General features: G+C 55.0%; 21 protein-coding genes, 3 tRNA genes and 1 pseudogene. 12 read left to right on the plus strand and 13 right to left on the minus strand.

Going from position 1 to position 26,092, the window contains the following annotated elements:
* Positions 1-29 precede the first annotated feature (29 nt).
* Both WDB70_RS09100 and WDB70_RS09105 read left to right on the plus strand, forming a co-directional pair.
* Positions 30-1,031, plus strand: a complete 1,002-nt coding sequence (locus WDB70_RS09100) for a Fic family protein (RefSeq protein ID WP_406663583.1) — start codon at positions 30-32, stop codon at positions 1,029-1,031.
* A gap of 108 nt (positions 1,032-1,139) precedes the next feature.
* Positions 1,140-1,565: pseudogene (locus tag WDB70_RS09105) on the plus strand (IS5 family transposase); the annotation flags it as partial.
* Positions 1,566-1,601: 36 nt separating this feature from the next.
* Here WDB70_RS09105 and WDB70_RS09110 read toward each other — a convergent pair.
* The 4 genes from WDB70_RS09110 to WDB70_RS09125 form a co-directional block, all read right to left on the minus strand.
* Complete coding sequence (locus WDB70_RS09110) at positions 1,602-4,757, minus strand: efflux RND transporter permease subunit (RefSeq protein ID WP_406663585.1); 3,156 nt, start codon at positions 4,755-4,757, stop codon at positions 1,602-1,604.
* On the minus strand, positions 4,757-5,950 hold the full coding sequence (locus WDB70_RS09115; RefSeq protein ID WP_406663587.1) for an efflux RND transporter periplasmic adaptor subunit: 1,194 nt from the start codon (positions 5,948-5,950) through the stop codon (positions 4,757-4,759). The genes WDB70_RS09110 and WDB70_RS09115 overlap by 1 nt, the downstream gene beginning before the upstream one ends.
* A gap of 143 nt (positions 5,951-6,093) precedes the next feature.
* Positions 6,094-7,206 (minus strand): beta-ketoacyl-ACP synthase III, encoded by a 1,113-nt coding sequence (locus WDB70_RS09120; protein ID WP_406663589.1) that lies wholly within the window; start codon positions 7,204-7,206, stop codon positions 6,094-6,096.
* Positions 7,203-8,279 carry an RDD family protein gene (locus WDB70_RS09125; RefSeq protein WP_406663591.1) on the minus strand — a complete coding sequence of 359 codons (1,077 nt, stop codon included), beginning with the start codon at positions 8,277-8,279 and terminating at the stop codon, positions 7,203-7,205. The genes WDB70_RS09120 and WDB70_RS09125 overlap by 4 nt, the downstream gene beginning before the upstream one ends.
* Positions 8,280-8,370: 91 nt before the next feature.
* Here WDB70_RS09125 and cysK point away from each other — a divergent pair, with 91 nt between their 5' ends.
* Positions 8,371-9,339 carry a cysteine synthase A gene (gene cysK, locus WDB70_RS09130; RefSeq protein ID WP_406663594.1) on the plus strand — a complete coding sequence of 323 codons (969 nt, stop codon included), beginning with the start codon at positions 8,371-8,373 and terminating at the stop codon, positions 9,337-9,339.
* 3 nt (positions 9,340-9,342) lie between these two features.
* Here the strand turns inward: cysK and WDB70_RS09135 are convergent, their stop codons facing one another.
* From WDB70_RS09135 to queE, 3 genes are read right to left on the minus strand one after another with little or no spacing between them, the layout of a single operon-like run.
* Positions 9,343-9,897: a GNAT family N-acetyltransferase gene (locus WDB70_RS09135; RefSeq protein ID WP_406663596.1), complete on the minus strand. Its 555-nt coding sequence runs from the start codon at positions 9,895-9,897 to the stop codon at positions 9,343-9,345.
* A gap of 49 nt (positions 9,898-9,946) precedes the next feature.
* Entirely contained in the window at positions 9,947-10,894 is a 948-nt protein-coding gene (corA, locus tag WDB70_RS09140) for a magnesium/cobalt transporter CorA (RefSeq protein ID WP_406663598.1), read from the minus strand.
* Positions 10,895-10,924: 30 nt separating this feature from the next.
* On the minus strand, positions 10,925-11,587 hold the full coding sequence (queE, locus tag WDB70_RS09145; protein WP_406663600.1) for a 7-carboxy-7-deazaguanine synthase QueE: 663 nt from the start codon (positions 11,585-11,587) through the stop codon (positions 10,925-10,927).
* Positions 11,588-11,656: 69 nt separating this feature from the next.
* Here queE and queC point away from each other — a divergent pair, with 69 nt between their 5' ends.
* Positions 11,657-12,325 carry a 7-cyano-7-deazaguanine synthase QueC gene (gene queC, locus WDB70_RS09150; RefSeq protein ID WP_406663602.1) on the plus strand — a complete coding sequence of 223 codons (669 nt, stop codon included), beginning with the start codon at positions 11,657-11,659 and terminating at the stop codon, positions 12,323-12,325.
* Complete coding sequence (gene queD / locus WDB70_RS09155; RefSeq protein ID WP_406663604.1) at positions 12,322-12,684, plus strand: 6-carboxytetrahydropterin synthase QueD; 363 nt, start codon at positions 12,322-12,324, stop codon at positions 12,682-12,684. The genes queC and queD overlap by 4 nt, the downstream gene beginning before the upstream one ends.
* A gap of 27 nt (positions 12,685-12,711) precedes the next feature.
* Here the strand turns inward: queD and WDB70_RS09160 are convergent, their stop codons facing one another.
* A complete protein-coding gene (locus tag WDB70_RS09160) occupies positions 12,712-14,085 on the minus strand; it encodes an alpha-amylase family glycosyl hydrolase (RefSeq protein WP_406663606.1) in 1,374 nt (457 codons plus the stop codon).
* Positions 14,086-14,126: 41 nt separating this feature from the next.
* Complete coding sequence (locus WDB70_RS09165) at positions 14,127-14,273, minus strand: hypothetical protein (protein ID WP_406663608.1); 147 nt, start codon at positions 14,271-14,273, stop codon at positions 14,127-14,129.
* Here WDB70_RS09165 and WDB70_RS09170 point away from each other — a divergent pair.
* Positions 14,272-15,039 carry a S1/P1 nuclease gene (locus tag WDB70_RS09170; protein WP_406663610.1) on the plus strand — a complete coding sequence of 256 codons (768 nt, stop codon included), beginning with the start codon at positions 14,272-14,274 and terminating at the stop codon, positions 15,037-15,039. The genes WDB70_RS09165 and WDB70_RS09170 overlap by 2 nt on opposite strands.
* Before the next feature lie 33 nt (positions 15,040-15,072).
* On the opposite strand, the gene WDB70_RS09175 is transcribed toward WDB70_RS09170, so the two are convergent.
* Positions 15,073-15,606, minus strand: coding sequence for a hypothetical protein (locus WDB70_RS09175; protein WP_406663612.1), 534 nt, complete (start codon positions 15,604-15,606; stop codon positions 15,073-15,075).
* A gap of 207 nt (positions 15,607-15,813) precedes the next feature.
* Between WDB70_RS09175 and WDB70_RS09180 the strand changes: the two genes are divergently transcribed.
* Positions 15,814-17,100, plus strand: a complete 1,287-nt coding sequence (locus tag WDB70_RS09180) for an ATP-binding protein (RefSeq protein WP_406663614.1) — start codon at positions 15,814-15,816, stop codon at positions 17,098-17,100.
* Entirely contained in the window at positions 17,081-18,406 is a 1,326-nt protein-coding gene (locus WDB70_RS09185; RefSeq protein WP_406663616.1) for a sigma-54-dependent transcriptional regulator, read from the plus strand. The genes WDB70_RS09180 and WDB70_RS09185 overlap by 20 nt, the downstream gene beginning before the upstream one ends.
* 162 nt (positions 18,407-18,568) lie before the next feature.
* Here the strand turns inward: WDB70_RS09185 and uvrB are convergent, their stop codons facing one another.
* Together uvrB and WDB70_RS09195 are read right to left on the minus strand one after the other, a co-directional pair.
* Positions 18,569-20,569 (minus strand): excinuclease ABC subunit UvrB, encoded by a 2,001-nt coding sequence (gene uvrB, locus WDB70_RS09190; protein WP_406663618.1) that lies wholly within the window; start codon positions 20,567-20,569, stop codon positions 18,569-18,571.
* Positions 20,566-21,891, minus strand: a complete 1,326-nt coding sequence (locus WDB70_RS09195) for an MATE family efflux transporter (protein WP_406663620.1) — start codon at positions 21,889-21,891, stop codon at positions 20,566-20,568. The genes uvrB and WDB70_RS09195 overlap by 4 nt, the downstream gene beginning before the upstream one ends.
* Before the next feature lie 602 nt (positions 21,892-22,493).
* On the opposite strand from WDB70_RS09195, the gene WDB70_RS09200 reads away from it, so the two are divergent.
* The 4 genes from WDB70_RS09200 (at position 22,494) to WDB70_RS09215 (ending at position 25,182) form a co-directional block, all read left to right on the plus strand.
* Positions 22,494-22,569 (plus strand) — tRNA-Asn (locus tag WDB70_RS09200).
* 91 nt (positions 22,570-22,660) lie between these two features.
* Positions 22,661-22,736, plus strand: a tRNA-Asn gene (locus WDB70_RS09205).
* A gap of 60 nt (positions 22,737-22,796) precedes the next feature.
* Positions 22,797-22,872, plus strand: a tRNA-Asn gene (locus WDB70_RS09210).
* A 438-nt stretch (positions 22,873-23,310) separates the two neighbouring features.
* Positions 23,311-25,182 carry an EAL domain-containing protein gene (locus tag WDB70_RS09215; RefSeq protein ID WP_406663622.1) on the plus strand — a complete coding sequence of 624 codons (1,872 nt, stop codon included), beginning with the start codon at positions 23,311-23,313 and terminating at the stop codon, positions 25,180-25,182.
* On the opposite strand, the gene WDB70_RS09220 is transcribed toward WDB70_RS09215, so the two are convergent.
* Positions 25,159-26,037, minus strand: coding sequence for a DMT family transporter (locus WDB70_RS09220; RefSeq protein ID WP_406663624.1), 879 nt, complete (start codon positions 26,035-26,037; stop codon positions 25,159-25,161). The two genes, WDB70_RS09215 and WDB70_RS09220, sit on opposite strands and share 24 nt — an antisense overlap.
* Between the last annotated feature and the right edge of the window lie 55 nt (positions 26,038-26,092).

Consider the following 26,092-nt stretch of genomic DNA (forward strand, 5'->3'; position numbering starts at 1 on the left):
CTACCTTTTTATCTGTGCTGAGTATTTATATGAATGGAAAAATATTTCATAGAAAATTTTCTGAATTAAGTAATCTCTCATCTTCCTACCTAGAGTCATTTTATAAATTTATAGGAGCTAGATATTCGGCTGGGGGGATTTGTCTTAGAGAGGGACGAATTTGTTCTATCCAGGGTATTTTACTCACTAAGCAGTTAGGTTTTGATTTCGATCCTATTTCGTTTGGTGTGTTAGATGAGATGAAAATTTACTCTGAATGCTTTGATGAATTAAAGTCCTGTCATTTTTTTTCAATGGAGAAAATAAATGACATTAATGCTAAAGTCCGTAAGGGTTTTTTAGGTTCAGGGGTGGTTAGAGATCATGATGTGAGTGCTCAGGCTGCAAATGGGAAAATAAATAGGCGTTACCTTTCTTGCAATGTTGTTTTTGAAGAATACGCTTCTTTTTTTAACTCTTTAAATTCCATTGATGATTATATAGAGAAAGCTTTTTTTGCCCATGTTAAATTTGTGGAGGTTCATCCATATACCGACGGCAATGGACGTATTTCGAGGTTATTACTAGAAGCTATATTATATAAGGATTTTGGTATCTATTTTCCTGCGTCATTATTTAGAATGGGAAGAAATGAAGAATATTTAAAATCCATTGATTATTTTAATGATAACTCTGTTTCATTATTTAATATAGACTTCTGGAAAAGCCATCTCTTATGGATTTTAAAATTTCATTCGTTTGCAATTGACGTTTTTAATTCAAAGGTTTCTTTTTTCAAGTCAAAGTCCGCGCTTTACTTAATTGACCCCAACGCTCAAGGTAAAATAGAATCTACTTTAATGGAACCAATAAAAGTCCTTAAAACTAAATCCAAGGAGGCAAAGTTTTATGACGAAATTTCTGAAATGAATCTTGTCTCAAAGAATGAAGATCTAAATATCCCAGGCGTTAATGTATATATTAATAAGGACATCCTTGAGGCATGGTTGAAAGTTAATAGATTTTTAATTTCTGGGTGTGTGACCCCTTAACCTCCAAATTTACTATTTTTAGTTTTTCATGACGTTGTTTCCCAAATACATTGAACCATTCCGCTTGGCCGTGATCCGATCACCCGACGTATCGGAGGAGAAGCGCAGATGGGCAAGGCCAAGCACAACATCAGTAACTGGGCAGAGTACAACCGGGCCTTGGTCAATCGAGGCTCATTGACCTTCTGGATAGATGACGCCGCTATCCGCCATTGGCATTGCCAGCACCACCACGGCGGCCGGGGCCGTGGTTTCGAGTACAGCGACACCGCCATCGAAACCGCGCTGATGCTTAAGGGCCTGTTCGGCCTGCCACTGCGCGCCTTGGAGGGCTTCATCAACTCCCTGTTCCAGTTGATGGCCCTGCCGCTGACTTCGCCCAGTTACAGCTGTATCAGCAAGCGCGCCAAGACAGTGGATATCCGCTACCGTCTGCCCAGCAAGGGCCCCGTTGCCCACCTGGTTATCGACGCCACCGGGCTCAAGCTCTATGGCGAAGGCGAGTGGAAGCAGCGCAAATACGGTAAGGAGAGGCCAAGCCCGCCAAGTGGCGGGCTTTTTATTACCGGGTCAGTGATTATCGTGCGGAACAGCCGACGGCTTGTGATCCCGGCCGGTTAACCAGTGCCAATACCGGCTTATCGTCGCTTTGATGTCTTCCAGCACAATGTACAGCGCTGGCACCAGAATCAGCGTGATCACCGTGGCAAAGAGGATACCGAAGGCCAGTGACACCGCCATGGGGATCACGATCTGCGCCTGCAAACTGGTTTCGGTGACAATCGGCACCAGCCCCAGGAAGGTGGTCAGGGAGGTCAGGATGATAGCGCGGAAACGCCGCACCCCGGACTCTGAAACTGCCCGACGCAATGGCACCCCTTCGGCCCGCGCCTGGTTGACAAAGTCCACCATCACCAGCGAGTCATTCACCACCACCCCGGACAGGGCAATGATGCCAAACAGCGACAGTACTGAAATGGACAACCCCAGCATCCAGTGCCCCAAAATGGCCCCGATGATACCGAAGGGGATCACCGACATGATGATCAGCGGCTGCAAGTAAGACTTCAGCGGAATGGCCAGTAGTGCATAAATCACGAACATCGCCGCAAAAGCGCCTAGAGCCAGCTGTTTGTTGTTGTCAGCCTGATCTTTCACTTCACCGGCCATGCGGTAGCTAACCCCTGGGTACTTGGCAAGGATCTTCGGCAGCGCCGTTTTCATGATCTCGCTAACCACCTTGCCGGGTTCCACTTTGTTTTTATCGGCATCAGCACTGATGGTCACTGCCCGCACCCCATCAACACGGGTGATACGAGAATAGCCTTCGCCCAAAGAGATATCGGCTACTGCCGAGAACGGTACTTCCTGGCCGCTGGCCGTACGAATACGCATGTTCTCCAGGTTAGCCAGGGTACGACGCTGCGCCAGTGGATAGCGCACCATAACCTTGACTTCTTCATCGTCACGCTGAATGCGCTGCACTTCAGCGCCATAGAAGCCTTCGCGTACCTGCCGCGCCAAGTCAGACAGCCGCAGCCCCAGGGCCTGAGCGTTAGGCTTGAGCTTGAGCCGCACTTCCAGATTACCGGAGGACAGACTGTCCTCGATATCAAAGACGCCGTCATAACTGGCCATAACTTTTTTCAGGTCATCGGTCGCCTTGGTCAGTTCCTCAAGGTTCTTGCCGCGCAGGGTAAAGGCAATAGCGCCACCGCCAGCACCACCGTTAATTGAAGCGTTGAGCTTCAGGGTTTTCACCCCCGGTAGCTGGCCGATGGCTTTGCGCCAGCGCGCGGCCAATTCAAAGGCTCCCAGTTTGCGATCTTCCGAACTGGTCAGTTCAACAAAGATACGCCCAGCGGTGGTGGATTGATTCCACACAAAGCTGTGCCGCACCGCTCGCTGGCCGGTTTCCTGTTTGACCTGATCATCGACTTTCCACAACGCGTCCTGAATTTTTTCCAGGGTTTTATTGGTTTGATCAGACGGCGTACCACTGACCATCTCCACCGAACCTTGAATAAAGTCAGAGGGAATATTGGGGAAAAAGACGCTCCGTACAATGCCACCTTTGACCATCGCAAAGACCAGCACGATCATCGCCAAAAAGATTGCCAGCGTGATATAGCGATAATGAATGCAGCGTTCCACAAAGGGCTGGTAGCGATTACGCACAAAGTTATCAAAACCATTATTAAAGGCGACTTTAAAACGCCCGAGGGCGGTGCGAGGAGGCCGCTTACTGATGCGCACATGACGCAAATGCGCCGGCAAAATCAGCTTCGATTCAATCAGTGAGAACATCAGGCTGAGGATCACCACAGCGCCTATAGCTTTAAATACCGCGCCCATAAAGCCGGTAACCAGCAACATTGGCAGGAAGGCCGCTACTGTCGTCAGCACCCCGAAAGTGGCTGGCAACGCCACCCGTTTGGCACCGCGAATAACGCTTTCTTCGCCCTCACCACGTTCTTCAATTTCCGAGTGAATACTCTCGCCGATAACAATGGCGTCATCAACGACTATCCCCAGCACCAGGATGAAGCCAAACAAGCTCATCATGTTGATGGTGATATCCAAAAACGGCATGTGCATGAACAATAAGGTGCCGAGAAAACACACCGGAATACCCATCATCACCCAGAACGCCAAACGAAACTGCAGGAACAGGCTCAGCACCAGCAGTACCAGCACCGCTCCCATCAGCATGTTGGAAAGCATCATGTCCAGGCGGTCTTTAAGGAACTTGGAGCGATCGCCCCAGTAGGTCAATTTGACGTTAGGCGGCAAAGACTGCTGCTTTTTTGCCACATACTGCTTCACCGCGTCGGCAATTTTCAGGTCATCCTGCTGGCCAACGGCAATAACGCCAATCGACAAGCCACGCTTACCATCAAAGCGGGAAAAAGCATCCTGCTCAACAAAGCCATCCACTACTTTGGCGACATCTCCCAGCAATACCCGGGTACCGTCCGGGCGCGTGACCAGGGCAATTTTGTCAAACTGGTAGCCACGATAAGCCTTGCCTTTGACCCGCAACATGACATCGCCGGTAGGGGATTTAATAGACCCGCCGGGCATATCGACGGACGTACGGCGTACGGCATTGGCGACTTCATCCAGCGTTAGGCCATATTTGCGCAATTGCGCTTCTGACACTTCAATGCCCACTTCATAGTTGCGTGCGCCCTGTACATCGGCACGAGTCACTGCCGGCAACGCCTTGATTTCATCAGCGATTTCCTTGGCGTACTCTTTAAAGCCGCGCTCACTTAAATCACCGTACAGCTGCAGATGAATCACCTCACGGGTGGGCCGCACCTCATAAATAACCGGTTTTTCCGCTTCTGCCGGCATGGAAGGGATAGCATCGACACGGATCTTGATTTCATTAAGAACCTGAGTGGTGTCATAGCCCTGCTGCACTTCTACAGTAATACCGGCAGACCCTTCATTGGCATTGGAGGTCACCTGCTTGATGCCCTCGATATTCTCGATGGCCTCTTCAACCTTTAGGACAATGCCTTCTTCCACTTCCTGTGGCGCCGCCCCCGGATATGGAACCTGAATAGAAATGTAAGGCAGATCCAGCTGCGGAAACATTTCCTTGCGGATGCTAAAAGCTGCAATGGCCCCACCCACGATGATCAATATCATCAACAGGTTAGCTGCCACCGTATTACGGGTGAACCAGGCAATAATGCCTTTTTGCTGCTGTTCCATTAGTGGCCACCCGCTGTCAATTGCGCATTAGCCTTTTGCTCTTTTTCTGCCGGCGGTGGCGCTATGGCCACCTGGGTACCATTGACCACACCAGGCAAAGCGGTTTGGGAAATACGCTCACCGCCTTGTAACCCTTCAGAGATATAGGCGTATTTCTCGTCGGTACGGGCGACACTGACTTTCTGGTGGTGAATGCGGTTGTCTTTACCAACCACAACCACTTCGTCACCACGCAGGGTTTCAACGGGCACCACCACCAGTTCACGACTGACATCCGAAACCAGCTGCGCCTCGACAAAAGTACCGAATTTCAGCCATTGGCCTTCGGCTTTGCGGCGCTGATAAGGATCCGGCACATCGGCAATGATAAAGCTCATACGGGACTGGTCATCCAAAACCCCGGCACCGTGTACCAGCCGCGCTGACCACTGATAGTGCTGGCCTGCCACATCATGACTGAGGGTGACCCGGGCGCCAGAGCCATCGTTGTCGTTCAGCCCCAGCCAGTCCAGCTGCTGGTCTGAAACCGGCAACCGCACTTCTGCCATCGCCGTATCATCGACACGGCCCAGTTTGGTGCCAGGAGCAACATATTGGCCGGGGTTAATATCGCGGCTGCGCACCAAGCCGTCGTAAGGCGCCCGGATTTCCGTGCGGGCCAGGTTACGCTGGGCTTGCTCCAGACGCGCCTGCATGGACTCGACTTTCGCTTTGGCACTGGCCAGTTGCGGCTTTCTCAGGGCAATGGCGGTGACTTTATCCGGTGACACGCTACGCCATTCTTTTTTGGCGACCTCGCTCTGTGCCTTTTCCTGCTCATAAGCCGCTTTGGCCTGCGCCAGATCGGCACGAGCACTTTCCAACGCTGTGCGATAGTCCGCCGGGTCAATCTGCGCCAGCAAATCGCCCTTGTGCACCCAAGCGCCGGAAAGGAATTTATCAGACACTGACACTACCCGGCCGCCAACTTCGGCCACCAGCGTGGTCGACACCTTCGGCTGCACCGTGCCTTGCGATGTCACCTGATAGCGCACCGCTTCTTTTTTCGCGGTAACCACATTAATCAATAACGGCGGCTTGGCATTACTGACGCGCTTGGGCGGCGCCTTCGCGTGGATGATAAACCACGCAACAACAACAACGGCAACGATGATAATGGTTGGGATAAGACAACCGACGGTAGCTCTTTTCACGGCAAGCGTCCTGGCAAATTCACTTTTTCTACTGGCTTTATATCGTAGCGCCTCAGCAGCATATACAGCCGAAACGTTTAATTGTTTTACAAAGTGTGTATTACGGCGTTATCACAAGAAAAAAGGGCCTTAAGGCCCTTTTTTCAACGCTTTTTTACCGTAATGCAACCGGCAGAGTAGCCCGCCCCGAAGGAGCAAATTACACCAACAGCCCCCGGCGCCAAGCCGGCACGGTGTTTGTGAAAGGCGATGATGGAACCGGCACTGGAGGTATTGGCATATTCATCAAGGATCACCGGCGCTTCTTCTGGCGTCGCATCTCGCCCCAGTACCTTGCGGGCAATGAACTGGTTCATGTTGATGTTGGCCTGGTGTAACCACAGCCGATCAGCTTGCAGGCCCTGACGTTCCAATTCGGCACTGATCAGCTCACTGACCAGCGGTACCACTTCCTTGAAGACTTTCCGCCCTTCCTGCACAAACAGTTTGTCGACATCAAACTGCTGCTGCGGCGCAGCGCGGTTAAGAAACCCGAAGTTATTACGAATATTGTTGGAAAACTGCGTCACCAGCTTCTCACCACAGATTTGCCACTGTTCAACGGCGCAGGCCGTTTCAGCCCGTTCCAGCACCAGGGCGGTACAGGCATCACCGAAAATGAAATGGCTGTCGCGGTCACGAAAGTTCAGGTGCCCGGAGCAAATTTCCGGGTTAACCAGCAAGGCCGTTTTGGCCTGGCCGGAGGCGAGCAGTGCAGCAGCACTGGCAATGGCAAAAGTCGCCGACGAGCATGCCACATTCATATCAAAGGCAAAGCCACTGGCACCAATAAAATGCTGCAATTCCACCGCCATGGCCGGATAGGGCCGCTGCATGTTGGAAGCGGCGCAGATCACCAGATCAACGTCTTGCGGGTCGCGGCCCGCAGCCCGCAGTGCCTGGTCGGCGGCATGCATGGCCATTTCCACCATCACCGATGGCTTGTCGTTGCTGCGTTCAGCGATGCGCGGCGTCATCACTTCCGGGTCCAGTATGCCGCTTTTGTTAAGTACATAACGGCTTTTGATACCCGAGGCCTTAACGATGAACTCACTGCTGGAATGGGCCAGTGGCTGTAACTGGCCGGCGTCAATGGCGGCTTTGTTTTCGTCGTTATAGTTATCAACGTACTGGTTAAAGGCCGCAACCAGTTCGTCATTACTGATGGCATCCGGCGGAGTGTAGAGGCCGGAGCCGCTGATCACGATATTGTTCACGCCTTATCCTCTTGTTGTCTGGCGCTGTCAGGTTGCTCGCCATTATAGCGAACAACTGGTCGGTCCTGAATAACCACGGTTTCCCCGATCTTGTCCTGAATACACTGGCGGTTGTTGTCCCAGTAGACCTGTAAAAAACCCAGTAAGCCGGTGGCCAGGCCGGCGCCATAGCCACCATAGCGACCAAAGGCGTCAGCCAGGGTAATGGCGTCACCGTTAAGCCGTACCACGCGCAATTTCAGTAAACGCTTACCGGGAGTACGGCCTCGCCACAGGGCAGTGAACAAGGTGAAATACAAAGCCGCCCAGCTGAGCCCCAGCCCCAGGTCGTTGATCAGGCTTTTACCCCAATCCAGCAGTGACGTGGTCGACTCTTTAGGTAGTTTACGGGCCTTGGCCAGCTGGGCATCACAGCGGGCCAGCTGTACCGGGCAGCTCAGCGGTTTGTCATCTTTTGGCGTGGCCAGCAGTTGCTGGCGAAATGCCTGCTTGTCGGCATCAGACAAAAAATCCATGTTCCGAAACAGCTCCCGGGCCATTTCCCGGCGGCTTTCTGGCCGGTCGGCAAAACGGTCATTCAGCACCGTTGCCAGCTCTGGCGTCAGCCGCGCGACACAGGCTTTGTCCTGACAGCGATTAAGGGCCACCGTAACCGCGCCCAATGCCACAACATCGGTGGCCTTCACCGCTTTTTTCGGGGGACCATCGCTAAACTGCTGACCGGCCCATTCCCCGATGCCTGCCACCGACACAAAAATGACCACCACCACCACAAGCCGCAACCAGCGCCTGGCCCAGCCGTGGACAACCTGATCGTGCCGGCCGGCGATGACCCAGCCGGCGATAGCTGCCACCAGCGCCACCGCAGAGCTGGGTACGGCGGTCAGCAGGGACACCAAGATCAGGTCAATGGCCATGGCCACTCCTCGGCGAAAAGGCTTGGCTAGTGGCGTTCCCAGCAGGGTTTCGTCAACGTTAAAGGCAAAGGGCGTCACAATAGCGCGGGTTTCCTTGCCTTCGCGCCAGGCCTCCAAGGCCGACTGGTGCTCTGGGTCGTGCGGGTGTTCAGACATGGTGCTTATAACCATATAACCAGAAAATCCTTAACAGACTTTTGCCTGCTGGTTACCTTGTCGTCAAGCAACAAGGCAGCCTGAGGGTGTTATGAGCACAATTTTTTCCGACAATTCCCAAACCATTGGCCACACACCACTGGTGAAACTGAACCGTGTCAGCGGCGGTAACGTCTATGCCAAAATCGAAGCCCGCAACCCCAGCTTCTCCGTGAAGTGCCGTATTGGTGCCAACATGATCTGGGATGCCGAGCAAAAAGGCCTGCTTGGCGACGGTAAAGAGCTGATCGAACCAACCTCCGGTAATACCGGTATTGCCCTGGCCTTTGTCGCCGCCGCCCGGGGCATTCCCCTGACGCTGACCATGCCCGAGTCCATGAGCCTGGAGCGGCGTAAGCTGCTCAAAGCGCTGGGCGCCAAACTGGTGCTGACTGAAGCGGCCAAAGGCATGAAAGGCGCCATCGATAAGGCGGAGGAAATCAAGCAAGGGGCACCGGATAAGTACGTACTGTTGCAGCAGTTTTCCAACCCGGCCAACCCGGCGATTCACGAAAAAACCACTGGCCCGGAGATCTGGGACGCCACTGACGGCAACATTGATGTATTCGTGGCCGGCGTCGGCACCGGTGGCACCATTACCGGCGTATCCCGCTATTTGAAACTGACCCGTGGCAAAGCCGTGGAATCGGTGGCCGTAGAACCAACCGACTCACCGGTCATCAGCCAGCACCTGGCCGGCCAGGAAATCAAACCCGGCCCCCATAAAATTCAGGGCATTGGGGCCGGTTTTATCCCCGGCAACCTGGATCTGGAAATGGTCGACCGAGTCGAACAAGTCAGCAACGACGACGCCATGGCCATGGCTCACCGGCTGATGAAAGAAGAAGGTATTTTGGCCGGTATTTCCTCCGGCGCGGCGGTGGTGGCCGCCAAACGCCTGGCCGAAGATCCGGCCTATGAAGGCAAGAACATTGTCGTGATCCTGCCGTCTTCTGCCGAGCGCTACCTGAGCTCACCACTGTTTGCTGACACTTTCAGCGATCAGGAACTCAGTCAGTAACCACTACCCCAGCCCGCTTAGCAAAGCGGGCTTTTTTCTGTTGCTCGCCAATAGCCCCAGCAGCACATCATCTTGCCAGGCGCCATCAAGCCAGGCTTGTTCGCGCAGCAGGCCTTCACGTTCAAACCCCTGTTTTTCCAACACCCGCAACGAGCCAGTGTGCACCGCAGCCACCACCGCAGTGAGTTTATGCAAGGCCAGCTCATCAAAGGCATAGGCGATCATCGCCGCTGTCGCCTCGCTGGCCAGCCCCTGCCCCCAGAAATGGGGCATCAGCAAAAAGCCCAGTTCACCACGGCGATGTGCCAGACAATGCTGCAAACCGTAGATCCCCACCGGTTCACCCGTGCTACGCAGCCGCATGAGCAGGCACAGCCAGCCATCGCGATCGCGCTGCCAGGGCTGGCAAGCTTCACTAAACATGGCTTCGATAGTGTCATCAGTACGGTTTTCAGCCACATAGCGCATCACCTGTGGGTGGCGCTCAAGGGCATAGTAAAAAGCCCTGTCAGCGGCAGTGACAGGGCTAAAAGTCAGCCGGGAGGTTGCAGGCAGCATGGCTACATCCGTTCGTTAGGGAGATAGCCACTGTGCCGAAAAAAAACCGTTACAGCCAGCCTTTACGTTTGAAGAAAAAGTAGGTGCCAATGGCAGAAGCAAACATCAGGGCAATGGCCAGTGGATAGCCATAGTGCCAGTGCAGCTCCGGCATGAAATCAAAGTTCATACCGTATGACGAGGCAATCAGCGTCGGTGGCAGGAACACCACCGCCGCAACCGAGAAGATTTTGATGATCTTGTTCTGCTGCAAACTGGTAAAGCCCATGGCGGCATCCAGCAGGAAGTTGATTTTGTCGAACAAGAACTGGGTATGGGGCAGCAATGACTCTACGTCAGCCAGCATATCCTTGATTTCTTTGCGGCTTTCTTCATCCAAACGGCCACGCTGGTTGCGGGTCAAAAAGCGCAGTGAACGCTGGGTATCGAGCAGACTGAGGCGAATTTTACCGTTGGCATCTTCCTGCATGGTGATGAGCTTGAGAATGTCATCCAGCTCTTCCGCTTCGAAGACCTCCTGGCCGGCCCTGTCGAGCACGGTGTAGACGTCTTCGAGGAGGTCAGAGAGATATTCCACCTTCAAGATCAGCATTTCCACCAACAGCGAAACCGGATCCACCCCTTCCATTTTGCCCTGCCGCAGATAAGCCCGGAACAGCCGCAACAGGCCAATATCTTCCTCGCGCAGGGTGATCAGCAGTTTGTCGCGCAGCGTGAAGGAAACGTTGACACTACGCACTTCCTTGCCTACCCGGTGAGGGAACAGCGAGGTAATGTGCAGGCCGTCCTTATCCGAATAAAACCGCGCTGACGCCTCAATTTCATTGATGTCGTCTTCTTCCGGCACTTCTTCTTGAAAGTAAGTGGACATCCACTGGCGTTCGTCATCAGTGGGTTTGAACACATCCAGCCACAGAGTGTTGGCGGGCAGGCGCTGGTCGGTGGACAGTTCAAACACATCCAGTGTGTCACCGTTACGGACGTAGGCGTTGATCATAGGCGCTCCCTGACGCAGTAATGATGCGGCTTATTCTATGCCAAGGTACTTGTGCAACTGAACCGACAAGCGCCAATTGCGTGCAATACAGGTGTTGATACACAGTTCGGTGGCGCGTTTGCCCTGGCTGACCGGTTGCAGATACACGGGCTTATCACCACAGCGCGCCAACAGGGCGTCCAGGGCGGCAATATCCCGCTCGCGGGCCACCGGGTGCTTGATGTCGTCGGCCCGGGCCAAAGCTTCATCCAGCACCGCATAACCGCCTTTCATATCAACTTTTGGCGAAAGGGTTACAACAGTATCACTTGGAACCTTAACAGGAAACGTGCCGGAGGTCTCAACCTGGGTCTGGTAACCGTGCTGGTGCAATAGCTCGCACAGCGGCCGCAGGTCATACATACAGGGTTCACCGCCAGTCAGCACCACCAGTTTGGCGCGAAAACCCCGTTCACTAAAAGCCGCCAAAATGGCCTCTGCGGTAGCATAGGCCCAGTGTGAGGAGTCGGCGTTTTTGACCAGAATATCACCCAGTGGCGCTTGGTCTTCGGCGCGCTGCTCCCAGGTATGCTTGGTATCACACCAGGGGCAGCCGACCGGGCAGCCTTGCAAGCGCACAAAAATCGCCGGCAGACCGCTAAAACGGCCTTCCCCCTGCAGCGTTTCGAAAATTTCATTGACCGGATAACGCATCTTTGCCGTACCAAGGTTGAGAGCCGGTGGATGCTACCATAAAATGCTCGCCCCAATGAGGTGAGTGCAATGACCAACGCAGTCGTAATTTATTCCGGTGGCATGGATTCGTATACCGTGCTGCATCAGGCCCTGGCCGATGGCATGACAGTGCATGCGCTGTCGTTCAACTATGGCCAGCGCCACGTCAAAGAACTGGACGTCGCCCGCCGCGTGACCACGGCCCTGGGCATTGCCCACGACGTGGTGGATATCAGCGCCATTCAGGGGCTGATATCCAACTCCGCGCTGACCTCGGATGCAGATATGCCCCATGGTCATTACGCCGAAGCCTCCATGAAACAAACCGTGGTGCCCAACCGCAACATGATTTTGTTGTCGCTGGCCATCGGTAAAGCCGTCAGCATCGGGGCCGGAAAAGTCTATTACGGCGCCCATGGCGGTGACCACGCCATTTATCCGGATTGCCGCCCGGAGTTTGTGGCCGCCATGAATAACGTGGCCGGTATTGCCAACTACGAGCCGGTGACCATTGAAACGCCGTTTTTGCACGCCAGCAAAGGCGATATTCTCGGGGTAGGCCTGAAACTGGGGCTGGACTACAGCCAGACCTGGACCTGCTACGAAGGTGGTGACGCCGCCTGTGGCCGCTGCGGCGCCTGCCAGGAACGGCTGGAAGCCTTCCGTGAATATGGTCTGGATGACCCCCTGCCCTATCTGAGCCGTGAGATCCTATGAATACCACCCTGTATAAAGAGTTTTCTTTTGACTCCGCCCATCGCCTGCCCAACGTACCGGCCGGGCACAAGTGCGCCAATCTCCATGGCCATACCTTTGGGGTGCGTATTGAAGTGACCGGTCCGGTTGATCCGCACACCGGCTGGGTAATGGATTTTGGTGATATCAAAAAGGTGGTTAAGCCGCTGATTGACCAGCTCGACCACTGCTACCTCAATGACATCGCCGGCCTCGAAAACCCCACCTCTGAGGTACTGGCCAAATGGCTTTGGGACAAAGTGAAGCCCCAGTTGCCGCTGCTCTCTGCGGTGTGGGTCAGGGAAACCTGTACCGCCGGGTGCTTGTACCGAGGTGAATAAAAAAGGCCGCTGTTGCGGCCTTTTTTATTACTTGTCGCCAATATAAACCCGGTAACTCCAGGCCGGAAGTGTCAGGCTATCGTTCCCCTTGAACGACACCGCTTGGCCACTGAAATACTCGTGGTATTGGCCTTGATAGAGGCTTTCAGCAAAGTATACGGTTTTCGGCTGGGCCGAAAAATTCATCACCGCAAAAACCTTGTCGTGATCTTTTTGCCGTACGAAGCTCAACACCTGACTTTCATGATTATTCGGCACCTTGATCATGGTGGCGCCCCAATGGGCATTCCACAGCGCCGGGTTTTCGTGCTTGAGCTTAAACAGCTGCTGGTAAAGGGTGCCGATGGGGCTGGGCTGCCAGTGAATGGGGTCGCGTTTGAAAAACGCCAGCCGCTTGGTGTTACCGGCTTCCTGGCCGTTGTAAATCAACGGCAGGCCTTCTCCTACCACAGACAAGACAATGGCCGGTTTCAGGGCATCGCCAAAGGCTTCAAACTGCGTGCCTTCCCAGCTGTTTTTGTCATGGTTGGAGACAAAGGTCATGCGCATGGCATTTTTCGGCCAGGCACTTTCGTTTTGTGAGTAATAGCCTGCCAGCGCACCGACATTGGCTTTGCCGGTCGCCACCCGGTGCATGGCGTCGTACCAGCTCCAGGCGTAGGTCATATCGAAAGCGTGGGCGTGCAAGTCACGAGACTCCCACTCGGCCAGCATGAACACCGGCTTGATTTTATCAAGTTCGCGGCGCACTTCGTTCCAGAAATCCACCGGCACATAACCGGCCACATCGCAGCGGAAACCATCAACATCAGCTTCCTTGACCCAGTATTTCATGGCGTCGGTCATGTATTTACGCAGGCCCGGCTTGTCATAGTTGAGGTCAATGATGTCGCTCCAGTCAAACCAGGGCGTGGGGTGAAAATCACCTTTGTAGTCTTTGGCGTACCAATCCGGATGTTCGGTAGCCAGCTTGTTGTCCCAGGCGCTGTGGTTGGCTACCCAATCGAGGATCACGTGCATCCCCAACTTATGGGCCTCAGCCACGAACGCTTTGAGGTCGGCCAGGGTGCCAAATTCCGGGTTCACGCCGTAATAGTCTTTCACCGAATAGGGGCTGCCCAGCTCGCCTTTGCGATGCTTAACACCAATGGGGTTGATGGGCATCAGCCAGACAATATCAACGCCCAGTTTTTTTAGCCGCGGCAGTTGCTGCTGCGCCGCCTTGAAGGTGCCCTCAGCTGTAAACTGGCGGGTGTTTAATTCATAGATGGTGGCGTTTTTAGACCACTCGGGGTGTTTTATCTGCACATAGGGCACAGGCTGGTAAGGGTTGCTGCTGCTCTGTTGCTGAGCACAACCTGCCAGCGCCAGCAGACTGGCGGCAATCACGGCGTATCGCATAAAGGTTTCCATTTGTGTTAACGCAAAGGTCAGGCTAAGCATCACAGCTCAATGGCGGCTTCGCCAGTACTTGCAAACGTATGCAATACTGGCCCGGCCACCAGCTCCCAGTACTGTGCGACAAAGCGCCTTGCGGCAGCTGGGGTAAAAACCGGTACAATGGCGAAAAAACCGGAGTAGTTCACCATGCGTCACCTTTTCTGGCTTCTTTCTTTACTGGTTACCTCGCAGGCCTTTGCCTGGGGCTTTAATGGCCACAAGGCCATTTGTGAGGCGGCTTACGATCTTAGCTCTACCCATACTCAGCAGCGCCTTGACGCCATTGTCAAAAAGCAAGGGGGTTACCACTCTTTTGCCGAAAGCTGCACCTGGGCTGACGACATCAAAAAAGACCACCAGTGGGATTGGTCAAAGCACCTGCATTACATCAACCTGCCGCGCAGCGCCAAAGTGCTCAAAGCCAGCGATTGCGGCCCCAAAGGCTGCGTGCTGTCGGCCATCAAGCACTACCGCGCCGTGCTGACCCAAAATCCCAATGACTGGCAGGCGCTGTTCTTCCTGTCACATTTTGTCGGTGATATTCACCAGCCGCTGCATGTCAGCTATGCCGATGACTGGGGTGGCAACAAAACCAAAGGCATGTTCTTTGGCAAGGAAATGAACCTGCACGGTATCTGGGATTACGGCATGCTCGACCACATGGGTGGTGATGACTGGCTGCACTTTGGCGATCAGCTCGCCAAGCTGGCCTCGCCCAGCATGCAAGGCGGTACACCGTTGCAGTGGGGTAATGAGTCTTATCAGATAACCCGCCAGGTTTATCGCTACTACGGCCAGCACCACGATATGGGCCAGGGATATGTGGACCACTTCGGGCCTATCGCCAAGGTACGCATGGAAAAAGCGGCCGAGCGGCTGGCAGCTATTCTCGATAAAATTTACCAGCAGCACTAACAGCAAAAAGCCCCGCTTAAGCGGGGCTTTTTCTTAGTGGGCTTTGCCCAAGGCCTGACTGATAGCCGCTTTGTCCTTATCGCTAAGCTTACTGTGGCGAATAAGGTCGATGATCACCTCAGCATCCGATGCGCCCGGCGGCAACGGTGGCCGCGGCGCCAGATGAGTGTCATGTTCATGTAAGGTGATCGCCACCCGGCGCAACTCGGCATTGGCTTGTTCAATAGCCTCCCGGGCCTGCTGCTGCGCCTGGATGCGGATCACTTCAACCCGCTGACGCTGGCGCTCAGCATTGGCTCTGGCTTTGTCGGCCTCGGCCATTTGCTTTTCAATTTTTTGGGCTTGTTCTTCACTACCGAGCTGTTTGACCAACGCTTTGTGCAGCGCGGCTTTTGAGTGAGCAGACACATCAAGGTGCTGGTCGTCACTGTCAATCACCAGGTGATAACGGATTTTTTGCTCTGCTGGCGCTGGCGCCGCCGGGGCTGGAGTATCACCGGCATGGGCAGCACAAGACAGTTGCAAAGTGGCCGGCAGCAGTACTGCCAGCAGCGTTAATGGTTTCATGGTCTTCCTCCTTAATGGGTGTCGCCAGCAAGGATGGAAGTCTCATGCCAAAACGTAATCATTTGTTTTTATTTGCTTTTCATAAATCGGTTGAAAAAAAATGTCCCCATTTGGGGATCTTGCCCGCAAATCGGCACAGCCACTGTGGCCCTTGGGCTGGTCGCCGCTGGCGACAGCCTCTGTTAGCCTCATAACACAGGAGGGCATATGGCCGTTAAATACACCTTGCTGGCCGTTTTCGGGCCACTTTTTTTACTGCTGGCAGCCGCGCAGCTATGGCTACTGCATAGCCTCAAAGATGACATCAACCTCGAAGTGGTCAGTGTCAGTCGTCATGCGGTCAGCCACGCACTGCAAGAATTCAATCAACTTCAAGAGCCGGCGCCGCCCTTACCAGCTATCACCATTCCAAACGACCTGGCCGGCCTGGCGCCCCACGAAACCGCACGGCTGCGTGCCGAAGTCCGGGTGCTGACACAACGGGCCAAAGCCGAGCAGCAACGCCAAGCCGCCGAACTGGCCCGCCAGGCCGAACGCTCGGCCATCGCCGCCATTGAACAGCGCCGTGATACCCCGGCGATGCCCGCCGTGCATGTGGTGCGTGCCGCTAACACCAAGCTATGGGCCAGCCTGGCCATTACCTGCTTGCTGGCACTGCTGGCCATTTACCTGCTGGCCCGAGCGTTATCACGGCCACTAGAGCAGCTTAGCCAGGGGCTGCATCAGGTGGCCTCCGGCCACTTGGGAGTACATATTACGCCACGCGGCATGGGCGAAGTGAAAAGCGCCATTAACAGCTTTAACCAGATGAGTCGCGAGCTGGGGCAACTGCGCGAACAAGAGCAGCGCATGCAGGCTCAGGCGCAATTGGCTGAGCTGGGTGATGTAGCCCGGGGCCTGGCGCACAGCTTACGTAACCCCTTACATACCATTGGCCTGACCTTGGAAGGCCCCTGCGACGAGGCCCAGCGCCAGGGCATTCGCCAAAAACTGCAGCAGATGGACAACACCATCAAGGCGTTACTGACGCTGTCAGCACAGGGAGTCAACCGCCAGCAGGCGCTGGTGCTCAGTGAACTGCTGGCCGATATCAGGCTCAGCATTGGTGGCCAATGGCAGCTGACACTGCCCCCACACTGCACCATGCTGGCTGACGAAGCCGAGCTGCGGGCCATGCTGCATGCCATCATGAGTAATGCTCTGGAAGCGGCGCCCGGGCAAAGGGCAGAGTTAACCGTCAGTCAGGACGACAACGGCACCACCATTCGTGTGCATGATCAGGGGCCGGGGCTCAGTGATGCTATCAAAGCGCGGCTGTTCACCCCACACGCCACCCATAAAGCCGATGGCGCCGGCATGGGTTTGTATATTGCTGAACGCCTGGCTCGGCTACGTTACGGTGGCAGCCTGAGCTTGGCTAACCACCCTGATGGAGGCGCCGAAGCGGTTTTATTTTTACCTGGAGAAAAGCCTGATGCGCCTGTTGCTGGTTGAAGATGATGCTGAACAACGGCAACTACTTAGTGCCCTGCTGGGGGAGTATCAGCTCATCAGCGCCGCCAGCGTCGCACAGGCAGAGCCGCTACTAACACAAGTTGACCTGGTGCTATCTGACTGGAAACTCGGCGATGGTGACGGCCTCAGCCTGCTCCGCCAATGCCAGCGGCTCAGTAACCCGCCAGCCTTTGTGATGATGACCGCCTACGGCACCATCAGCCATGCGGTGGAAGCCATGCGCCTGGGCGCAGATGACTACCTGTCCAAGCCCTTTTCCCGGCAGGAATTACAACTGACCCTAAGTAAAGTCAGCCGCGCTCAGCAACTAAAACAGGATAACCGCCGCCTTAATGAAGCCCTGACTGACCAGCATAAGCTGACCGACATTATCGGCAACTCACCGGCCATGCGGCAATTGCACAGCCGCTTGGCCAGAGTCAGCGATACCGACGCCACAGTGCTTATCGAAGGGGAATCCGGTACCGGCAAAGAGCTGGCCGCCCGCGCTCTGCACCGCTTGTCGCGGCGCAGCAACAAGGCCTTTATTGCCGTTAACTGCGGCGCTATTCCGGAAGCCCTGGCCGAAAGTGAGCTGTTTGGCGCCGACAAAGGCGCTTTTACCGGCGCCAACCAGGCCAAGGCCGGTAAATTCGAAGCGGCCAGTGGCGGCACCTTGTTCCTTGACGAGATCGGCGAGTTACCACTGCCACTGCAAAGTAAACTGCTGCGCGTCTTACAAGAAGGCCGGGTGACCCGGCTTGGCGAACACCAGGAACGGCCGGTGGATGTTCGCATCATTGCCGCAACCAACCGTGAGCTGAAAAGTGAAGTGGCCGCGGGTCGCTTTCGTGAAGATCTCTACTACCGGCTGAATGTGGTACCACTGACGCTGCCACCGCTGCGTGAGCGTAAAGACGACATTCCAGCCCTTTGCCGGCATTTTCTTGATCAATACAGCCGCCGCCACCAACTGCCGGCACCGCCTCTGGATAGCGCCTTGCTCAAGCGTTTTCTCGATCACCACTGGCCGGGCAATGTCAGGGAGCTGGCCAACCGTCTTGAGCGGCTGGTATTACTGGGAGAAGACATGCCCGGAGCAACGTTGAGTACGCCGCAGCAGGCAGATTTTGAGCTGACCTTGCCTCCCGGCGGCCTGGACTGGGATAGCTTTGAGCGCCACTGCTTGGATAAAGCTCTGGCGCTCAACGGGGGAAACCGCCGGCAAACCGCCCGTTATCTCAACTTGGGTTATAAGGCCTTGTTATATCGACTGGAAAAACACGGCCTGTCAAAAAATCATTAACATGGCCGATACAACTGGGTAGAGTGGGGAAAAACGCGGATTAGGAGGTTGCATGAAGCGTTGGTGGCAGGCCTTGTTGCTGATCCTGATCACCCTGATCATGTTGGCAGCTTATTACTACGCCAGCACCTTACCTGATTAAAACCCCGCCTCGGCGGGGTTTTACAGGGTTTTAAGCTGTTCGTTGAGCGCCGCCAGCTGATCCCGCAGCTGCGCCGCCTGCTCAAACTCCAGGTTCTGGGCATGGCGGTACATGGTTTTTTCCAGTTCACTGATCTGCGCGGCCAGTGTTTTGGCGTCTGTCGGCGCGGCGCTACCTTTAATGCGCCCTTTGCCTTTGCCGGTGTTCGCCACCACTTTACCCAGCTGCAGAATATCCCCGACTTTCTTGTTCAGTGCCGTCGGCACAATGCCATGCTCGGCATTGAAGGCTTCCTGCTTGGCCCGGCGCCGGGCAGTTTCATCCATGGCCCGGCGCATCGAGCCGGTAATGCGGTCAGCATACAAAATGGCCTTGCCACGCACGTTCCGGGCGGCCCTGCCCATGGTCTGAATGAGCGAACGATCAGAGCGCAGAAAGCCTTCTTTATCGGCATCAAGAATAGCCACCAGTGAAACCTCCGGCATATCCAGGCCCTCACGCAGCAGGTTAATGCCCACCAGCACATCAAACTTGCCCAGTCGCAGATCGCGGATAATTTCCACCCGCTCAACGGTATCCACATCCGAGTGCAGATAACGCACCCGAACCCCATGCTCATTGAGGTATTCAGTCAGATCCTCAGCCATCTTTTTGGTCAGTGTGGTGATCAGAACCCGTTCGTCCAGCGCCACCCGCTCACCAATTTCCGACAGCACATCGTCAACCTGAGTCGCAACCGGCCGCACTTCCACCAGCGGGTCGAGCAAACCGGTAGGCCGCACCACCTGTTCCACCACATCGCCACTGGAGCGCTCCAACTCATAGTTGCCCGGCGTTGCTGAGACGTAGATGGTCTGTGGCGTAATGGCCTCAAACTCGTCAAACTTCAATGGCCGGTTATCCAGCGCTGACGGCAACCGGAAGCCATACTCCACCAGGGTTTCCTTGCGGGAGCGGTCACCTTTGAACATGGCGCCGATCTGCGGCACCGTGACGTGGGATTCATCGATGATCAGCAAACCGTCAGCCGGCAGATAATCAATCAGCGTCGGCGGCGGCTCACCGGGGTTACGGCCCGACAGGTAACGTGAGTAATTCTCGATTCCGGAGCAATAGCCCAGCTCAACCATCATCTCAATATCAAACTGGGTACGCTGGGCCAGCCGCTGCTCTTCCACCAACTTATTGGCACTGCGCAGCTCGGCCCGCCGCTGTTGCAGCTCCTGTTTGATGTTTTCGACCGCTTCAAGCACCTTTTCCCGCGGCGTCACATAGTGGGTTTTCGGGTATATCGTAACCCGCCCAAGACCGGACCGCAGTACCTGGCCGGTGAGCGGATCAAAGGTGCTGATGCGTTCCACTTCATCATCAAACAGTTCAATACGAATAGCTTCCTCGTCGCTTTCGGCCGGGTGAATATCAATCACCTCCCCCCGTACCCGGTAGGTGCCACGGCTAAAGGCCGCTTCGTTACGGCTGTACTGCAGTTCCGCCAGACGGCGTAAAATTGCACGCTGATCGATGATGTCGCCCTGGCGAATGTGCAGCATCATGGACAGGTAACTCTGCGGATCTCCCAGGCCGTAAATGGCCGAAACCGAGGCCACTATCACCACGTCACGGCGCTCCATCAGAGCCTTGGTGGCCGACAGCCGCATTTGTTCGATGTGGTCGTTTATCGAGGCGTCTTTTTCAATAAAGGTGTCTGACGCCGGGACATAGGCTTCCGGCTGATAGTAGTCGTAATAGGAGACAAAATATTCCACCGCGTTTTGTGGAAAAAACTCTTTCATCTCACCATAAAGCTGTGCGGCCAGGGTTTTATTGTGGGCCAGCAGCAAGGTTGGCCGCCCCTGCTGGGCAATGACGTTGGCCATGGTGAAGGTCTTACCGGAACCGGTCACGCCCAGCAGCGTCTGATGCGCCAGTCCGGCTTCCAGGCCCTCGTTCAGCTGGCTGATAGCCGCCGGTTGGTCACCGGCTGGCTGATAATCCGATTTCAGCGTAAAGGGCTTGCTCATGACGGCTCCCTGGTAAACCAACGGTAAGCAACAGTGGCACTGAAGGCGTTAGCGATGACCATGCCAACAAAAAATCCCGGCAGGCCAAATAACCAGCCACCGGCAAATGCCAGCGGTACTTTTGAGCCGAAAAAACGCAGTATCGACAGCCCCAACGCCCGCCCCGGCTGATGCAGGGCGTTAAACGAGGAATTGGTAAGGATAACCACCCCCTGCAACCCGTAGCCAAGCGGTACGATAAAGATAAACAAGCGGATCAGGCTGGCAACAGCCGGATCTTTCCCAAACAATATGCTGATCGGCCACGCCAGCAGCAGTAGCAAAACATAGAGACCGCCCTGCCAGGCCAGCACAAAGCGCACCACCAACCGGTACGCCTGGCGAACCCGGTCCATTCGCGCCGCGCCCATATTCTGGCTGATCATCGGGGGCAGGCTCATTGACAGTGCCAGCACCACCAAAATAGCCATGGATTCCAAGCGGCTGCCAACCCCAAAGGCGGCTACCGCCGCAGGGCCGAAATGCGCCACCATCGCCGTCAAAGCGCCCATAGCCAGTGGCGTCATGATATTGGCTCCGGCCGCCGGCAAGCCAATGCGCAGCAACCGCCGCCAATCAGCAAACATCACCGGCCCCGGTAAGGCCAAACGTGCCAGGTGGCGCCGGTACAACAACCACAACACCCCCACCGAGCCTCCCAGCCAGGCCAGTACCGTCGCAACGGCGGCCCCCTTCAGGCCCATGGCCGGAAAAGGCCCAAGCCCGAAAATCAGTAGCGGATCCATCACCGCATTGATAAGCCCGCCCAGCATCATGAAGCGGCTCGGTGTCACGGTGTCACCATTGGCCCGCATCACGGCATTGGCAATCATTGGTACCGCCAGCAGCGGGCTGCCCAAAAACCAGGTGTGCATATAACTGGCAATGCGCTGCTGTTGGCTGTCATTGGCGCCCAGCAAGGCAAAGATGGCATCGTGAAAGTGCCAGCCAAATAACGCCAGCAGTGCCACCAACAAGACCCCCAGCCAAAGCGCTGCGTTACCCTGGCGTAATGCCGACTCCGCGTCCTGGCGGCCAAGCGCATGGCCAATAACGGCAGAAGTGCCGATCCCCAGGCCGATGGTCAAGCTGATCAGCGTAAAGCTCACCGGGAAGGTAAAACTGATGGCTGCCAGTGGCTCAGTACCCAGGCGGCTGACAAACAGGGTGTCGACCAGGTTAAAGGTCATCATGGTGGCCATGCCCCACAACAATGATACCGTCATCTGTTTCAGTGTCGGGCCGATTTCCCCATTGACTAGATCTACCTTCGCGCGGGCCATGGCTCCCCATCTGTTGTATAAAAATGAAAGTCGCCAGTTTACGCCCCTTAAAGCCCAACAGTCACGTTTACCCGTGTTTTTAACAACTTTGTATCGCCCACTGTTGCCAGACCACGATACAAGAGGCTCTGACGCTGGCAACCCAGGTTAGCGCACGCACTTTTCGTGAAGATAATTCACAACGTCAAGTCCTCATTACTAAACTGCAACAATTGCTACCAAGGGCTTTTGTAATAAACACACAAAAACCATAACCATTTGATTTAAAATAAAAAAATAACTTGTAGCTGAAAAGCGTTCAAAAACAGTAATTCTGACTGAGGCCACGTGTTTTGAGGCATGTACGGTTTTCCCCACAGAGTTATCCACAAAAAAAGTGGATAACTGCGCCCAGCCCTTACAACGCAAGCTGTGAACAAGTTCATCACCATCTGCGCGCTTTCCGGTAACGAAAACTGTCAAAAAACGGCCGCTTCGCTGTGCAATGCCCCGACTTTTTTGTCCTCCTTCACTGGTTGAGCAAAAGGCAAGCAATCAAGCGCCCTGCAGGGCTTTTTCTGTTGACAGTCCAAAGGGGCATGGATAACATTCGCCACCGTTGTTCCCCCGTAGTTCAGTTGGTAGAACGGCGGACTGTTAATCCGTATGTCACTGGTTCGAGTCCAGTCGGGGGAGCCAATTCAACTGACGCATAGCTAAAGCTATGTGTTGTGTCAGGCCAAGTCAGCTGTAAATGATGCTGATGAGCCTGAGCGAAACAACAATTTATTCCCCCGTAGTTCAGTCGGTAGAACGGCGGACTGTTAATCCGTATGTCACTGGTTCAAGTCCAGTCGGGGGAGCCAATTTTAAGCACAGCCGTTTTTGGGGTGTGCGAGGTAGCCTTGACTACCACGACAAATTATTCCCCCGTAGTTCAGTTGGTAGAACGGCGGACTGTTAATCCGTATGTCACTGGTTCGAGTCCAGTCGGGGGAGCCAAATAAAAAGGCCTGCACAGATGTGCAGGCCTTTTTATTTGGCTTCGTGCAGTACTCGGCGGTGATCCGAGAAAACGCCGACCTTTCACCTCGTAGTGCCTCTGGATTATGAGCATACCCAACGCTTATAAGGTGGCGCCGGTAATAATACAGCTCTCGTTGATATAGCCTGATTGTCAGCCATAGCGCCGGACTTGCTCTCGCCCGAGCCGACCGCCCACATAAATTATCGGCTATTTCAATGGCTTGACATTGATTTTCATGATCAACATCAGAGCCATCGTCTACACTTTAGTGCTTTATTGTCGTGCTCAACACGTCTCACCGTAATGGCCTAACCCATAACATCTTGTTTGACAGGTTAAACTCGCGACGTTGTTGGTCGATGAAACGCTAATAGGTTATCTTTTTTGCTAGGGGAAATCGTGGGCCTGTCACTATGAAACTGAGCGCTAAATTGGCCATTGGCGGGATCTTGGCGTCATTGCTGGTGGCTGCCGCCCTGATCATTGCCAGTACTTACTGGGCAAAAGAGACTGTTGCCCAACGCTATGACGAAGTAGAGCAGCAGGTTTCACTCTGGGTGAGCCAGGGATTCACCGAGCCGGTACCCGCGGCCTGGCTGCAATGGCAGTTTCAAGGACAACCACAGCACAGCCACAGTCAGGCCTATCACCCGGCACTGACCGGCTGGCTGCAGCAAAGCTGGAGCCAGCAGCCGATAAGCGTACGTCATCAGCAACAACAACTGACCGTTACCCCCGACATTTCCGCCATTTTGCAGCAGCTGCAGCAGTTCTGGATACTGAGTCTGCTGGCGGCACTAGTGTGGAGCCTGGCCAGTGTACTGGCTTCCCGCTGGCTGAACCGCCAGTTACATGACAGCAGCGAGGAGCTGCGTGACCACATTAGCCGCGTAGACGAGCTGGACCGCACGCTGCCGGCGCCGGCTATGCGTGAACTGGCCAATGCCTATGAGGCTCTGGCCAGTGTCCAGGAAAAGCTGCGGCTGACCCAAGGTCATCAGGACAAGCAGGTTAAAGCGCTCAGTGTCAGGGTACTGACCGACCCTCTGACCGGCCTGCCCAATCGCCGCGCCCTGACTGAACGCATGAGCCAGATGCTCAGTAGCGGTAAGGCTTTGACCCTGGCGCTGGTACGCGCTTCGTCGTTGAAAGTCATCAACGATCAAGATGGCTACCAGGCTGGTGATGATTACATCAAGCAACTGTCAGACATCCTCAAAAACCGTGGTTCAAACCAGCTCAGCGTCCGTGCTTTTCGACTGTCCGGCAGCGACTTTGCGTTACTTATCAGCAGCAACGATGCCGCCACCATCAGAAAGTTCACCGAACAACTGATGGGCGCTTTTAGCGCTATCCGGGTACCCCAAGAACAGTTGGCGGCCTATATCGGACTGGCTATTGCCCACAAGGATACTCCCGGCGATTTACTGGCCCGGGCTGACAATGCCCTGGCCATGGCCATGGCCGATGCCCTACCCGGCTGGTTCCTGACCGATACCCTGAGCCAGCCAAACGGCCTGGAGCATAATTCACAACGGGAATGGCGCGAGCACCTGCAATACCTGCTAAGTGATCGCGGCCTGGAGTTGCACTCTCAGCCCATTCACGCCATTAACCGCAGCGATATTCATTACTCGGAGATCCTCGCACGCTGCTATGACAAGCAGGGCCGGCGCTTGCCTACTGCCACTGTCATCGCTATGGCAGAACGGCTGGGGATGGTACAGCAGCTGGATCAGTTGGTAGTAAAAAAGGCCCTGGCGGAATTGTCGGGTAAACCGCACGGTGATTCTTTGTATGCCATCAACCTCAACGCCCTGACGGTACAAGATCCGGTGTTTGTACAGTGGCTGGAGCGCAAGCTGTTAAACCACCCGGAACTGACCGGGCACTTGGTTTTTGAAGTTCCCGAGGCAGGTCTGGTACGGCATATCACCAACAGTCAGCGTTTTATCGACGTGGTGCACAAGATGGCCTGCCGCATCACCATTGAACGTTTTGGTTACGGCCTCGGTGCCATCCGCTTTTTCCGTGCTCTCAAGCCTGATTTTGTGAAACTGGATGCCTCGCTCAGCCAGGGTATTGATAACGATCAGGACAGCCAGTATTACCTGCGTATTCTGGTGGATATCGCCCACCGCCTGGGCGTTAAAGTGCTGGCAGAGAATGTAGAAACACCAGAAGAAAGGATGGTGCTGACCGATCTGCGCTTAGACGGCTTGCAGGGCTATTTTCTGGCCAAGCCGCAGCCTTTTGGCCCCTCAGCTCTGGCGCTCAGCCACTGACTCGGTGTTTTGCTGGCTGAACATGACGCCAGCTAACACCAAAGCACAGGCCAGGATTTGCTGCATGCTGAGCCGTTCGTCCAGCCACAGCCAGGCCAGCAGCAGCGAAAATAGCGGGATCAGGTTAACAAAAACCGCCACCCGCGCCGCCGGCAACCGTGCCATGGCAAAGTTATAGAGGCCATAGGCGCCCAGTGTTACTCCCAACCCCAGGTACAGCATCGCCAGTGCCACTGGCAGCGTCAGTTGCCCTGGTAGCGGTGTGCTAAACCAGGCCAGCGGTAGGAAAAACAGCGCCCCTGCGATGGCCTGAATGGCGGTAAGCCACAACGGCGAATAACGGGTCGACAGCCGCTTTAGCGACAACGAATACAGCGCCGCGCAAAGCATCGCCAGAAACTCCAGACTATTGCCCAGCACCGGGTTGGGTGCCGCCGCTGTAGCAACACTGTCGGCGCTCAGCCATATCACTCCGGCAACGGCCATGCTCAGCCCGAGCCAGAGCCGCCGGCCGGCTTGTTCACCGAGAAACAGTACCGCCCCGGCCACGGTCAGCATCGGCAATACCGCCGTCACCATGCCTGCCTGGCTGGCAGAGGTATACAGCAGCGCCTTGGCTTCAAAGACAAAATACAGGCAAGGCTCCGCCAGCGACATCAACACAAACAGCCGCCAGTCTCCGGCCCGGTAATCCGCTTTACCCCAATATTTACGCAGCGCTAACAGCGCCAACGCCGCTATCCACATCCGCGCGCAAATCACCCACAGAGGTGCTACAGCGACAAAAACCCACTTCAAAATCACGAAAGTACTGGCCCACAAGGCCATGGCCATCACCAGCGCCAATAACGGCATAGAAAAACCCCACCCGGCGCGTTGTTGTTTAGGGCGCCATAAACCACGATAATAC

It is taken from the genome of Gallaecimonas aegicerasi (assembly GCF_045291545.1).
In the GTDB taxonomy this organism is placed as follows: domain Bacteria; phylum Pseudomonadota; class Gammaproteobacteria; order Enterobacterales; family Gallaecimonadaceae; genus Gallaecimonas.

What these genes read in the sequence shown, in the direction of transcription:
- WDB70_RS09100 (WP_406663583.1), top strand. Translation starts at nt 30, where the DNA reads ATGAATGGAAAAATATTTCATAGAAAATTTTCTGAATTAAGTAATCTC.
- WDB70_RS09110 (WP_406663585.1), bottom strand. Translation starts at nt 4,757, where the DNA reads ATGGAACAGCAGCAAAAAGGCATTATTGCCTGGTTCACCCGTAATACG.
- WDB70_RS09125 (WP_406663591.1), bottom strand. Translation starts at nt 8,279, where the DNA reads ATGTCTGAACACCCGCACGACCCAGAGCACCAGTCGGCCTTGGAGGCC.
- cysK (WP_406663594.1), top strand. Translation starts at nt 8,371, where the DNA reads ATGAGCACAATTTTTTCCGACAATTCCCAAACCATTGGCCACACACCA.
- WDB70_RS09135 (WP_406663596.1), bottom strand. Translation starts at nt 9,897, where the DNA reads ATGCTGCCTGCAACCTCCCGGCTGACTTTTAGCCCTGTCACTGCCGCT.
- corA (WP_406663598.1), bottom strand. Translation starts at nt 10,894, where the DNA reads ATGATCAACGCCTACGTCCGTAACGGTGACACACTGGATGTGTTTGAA.
- queE (WP_406663600.1), bottom strand. Translation starts at nt 11,587, where the DNA reads ATGCGTTATCCGGTCAATGAAATTTTCGAAACGCTGCAGGGGGAAGGC.
- queC (WP_406663602.1), top strand. Translation starts at nt 11,657, where the DNA reads ATGACCAACGCAGTCGTAATTTATTCCGGTGGCATGGATTCGTATACC.
- queD (WP_406663604.1), top strand. Translation starts at nt 12,322, where the DNA reads ATGAATACCACCCTGTATAAAGAGTTTTCTTTTGACTCCGCCCATCGC.
- WDB70_RS09160 (WP_406663606.1), bottom strand. Translation starts at nt 14,085, where the DNA reads ATGCGATACGCCGTGATTGCCGCCAGTCTGCTGGCGCTGGCAGGTTGT.
- WDB70_RS09170 (WP_406663610.1), top strand. Translation starts at nt 14,272, where the DNA reads ATGCGTCACCTTTTCTGGCTTCTTTCTTTACTGGTTACCTCGCAGGCC.
- WDB70_RS09165 (WP_406663608.1), bottom strand. Translation starts at nt 14,273, where the DNA reads ATGGTGAACTACTCCGGTTTTTTCGCCATTGTACCGGTTTTTACCCCA.
- WDB70_RS09175 (WP_406663612.1), bottom strand. Translation starts at nt 15,606, where the DNA reads ATGAAACCATTAACGCTGCTGGCAGTACTGCTGCCGGCCACTTTGCAA.
- WDB70_RS09180 (WP_406663614.1), top strand. Translation starts at nt 15,814, where the DNA reads ATGGCCGTTAAATACACCTTGCTGGCCGTTTTCGGGCCACTTTTTTTA.
- WDB70_RS09185 (WP_406663616.1), top strand. Translation starts at nt 17,081, where the DNA reads ATGCGCCTGTTGCTGGTTGAAGATGATGCTGAACAACGGCAACTACTT.
- uvrB (WP_406663618.1), bottom strand. Translation starts at nt 20,569, where the DNA reads ATGAGCAAGCCCTTTACGCTGAAATCGGATTATCAGCCAGCCGGTGAC.
- WDB70_RS09195 (WP_406663620.1), bottom strand. Translation starts at nt 21,891, where the DNA reads ATGGCCCGCGCGAAGGTAGATCTAGTCAATGGGGAAATCGGCCCGACA.
- WDB70_RS09215 (WP_406663622.1), top strand. Translation starts at nt 23,311, where the DNA reads ATGAAACTGAGCGCTAAATTGGCCATTGGCGGGATCTTGGCGTCATTG.
- WDB70_RS09220 (WP_406663624.1), bottom strand. Translation starts at nt 26,037, where the DNA reads ATGCCGTTATTGGCGCTGGTGATGGCCATGGCCTTGTGGGCCAGTACT.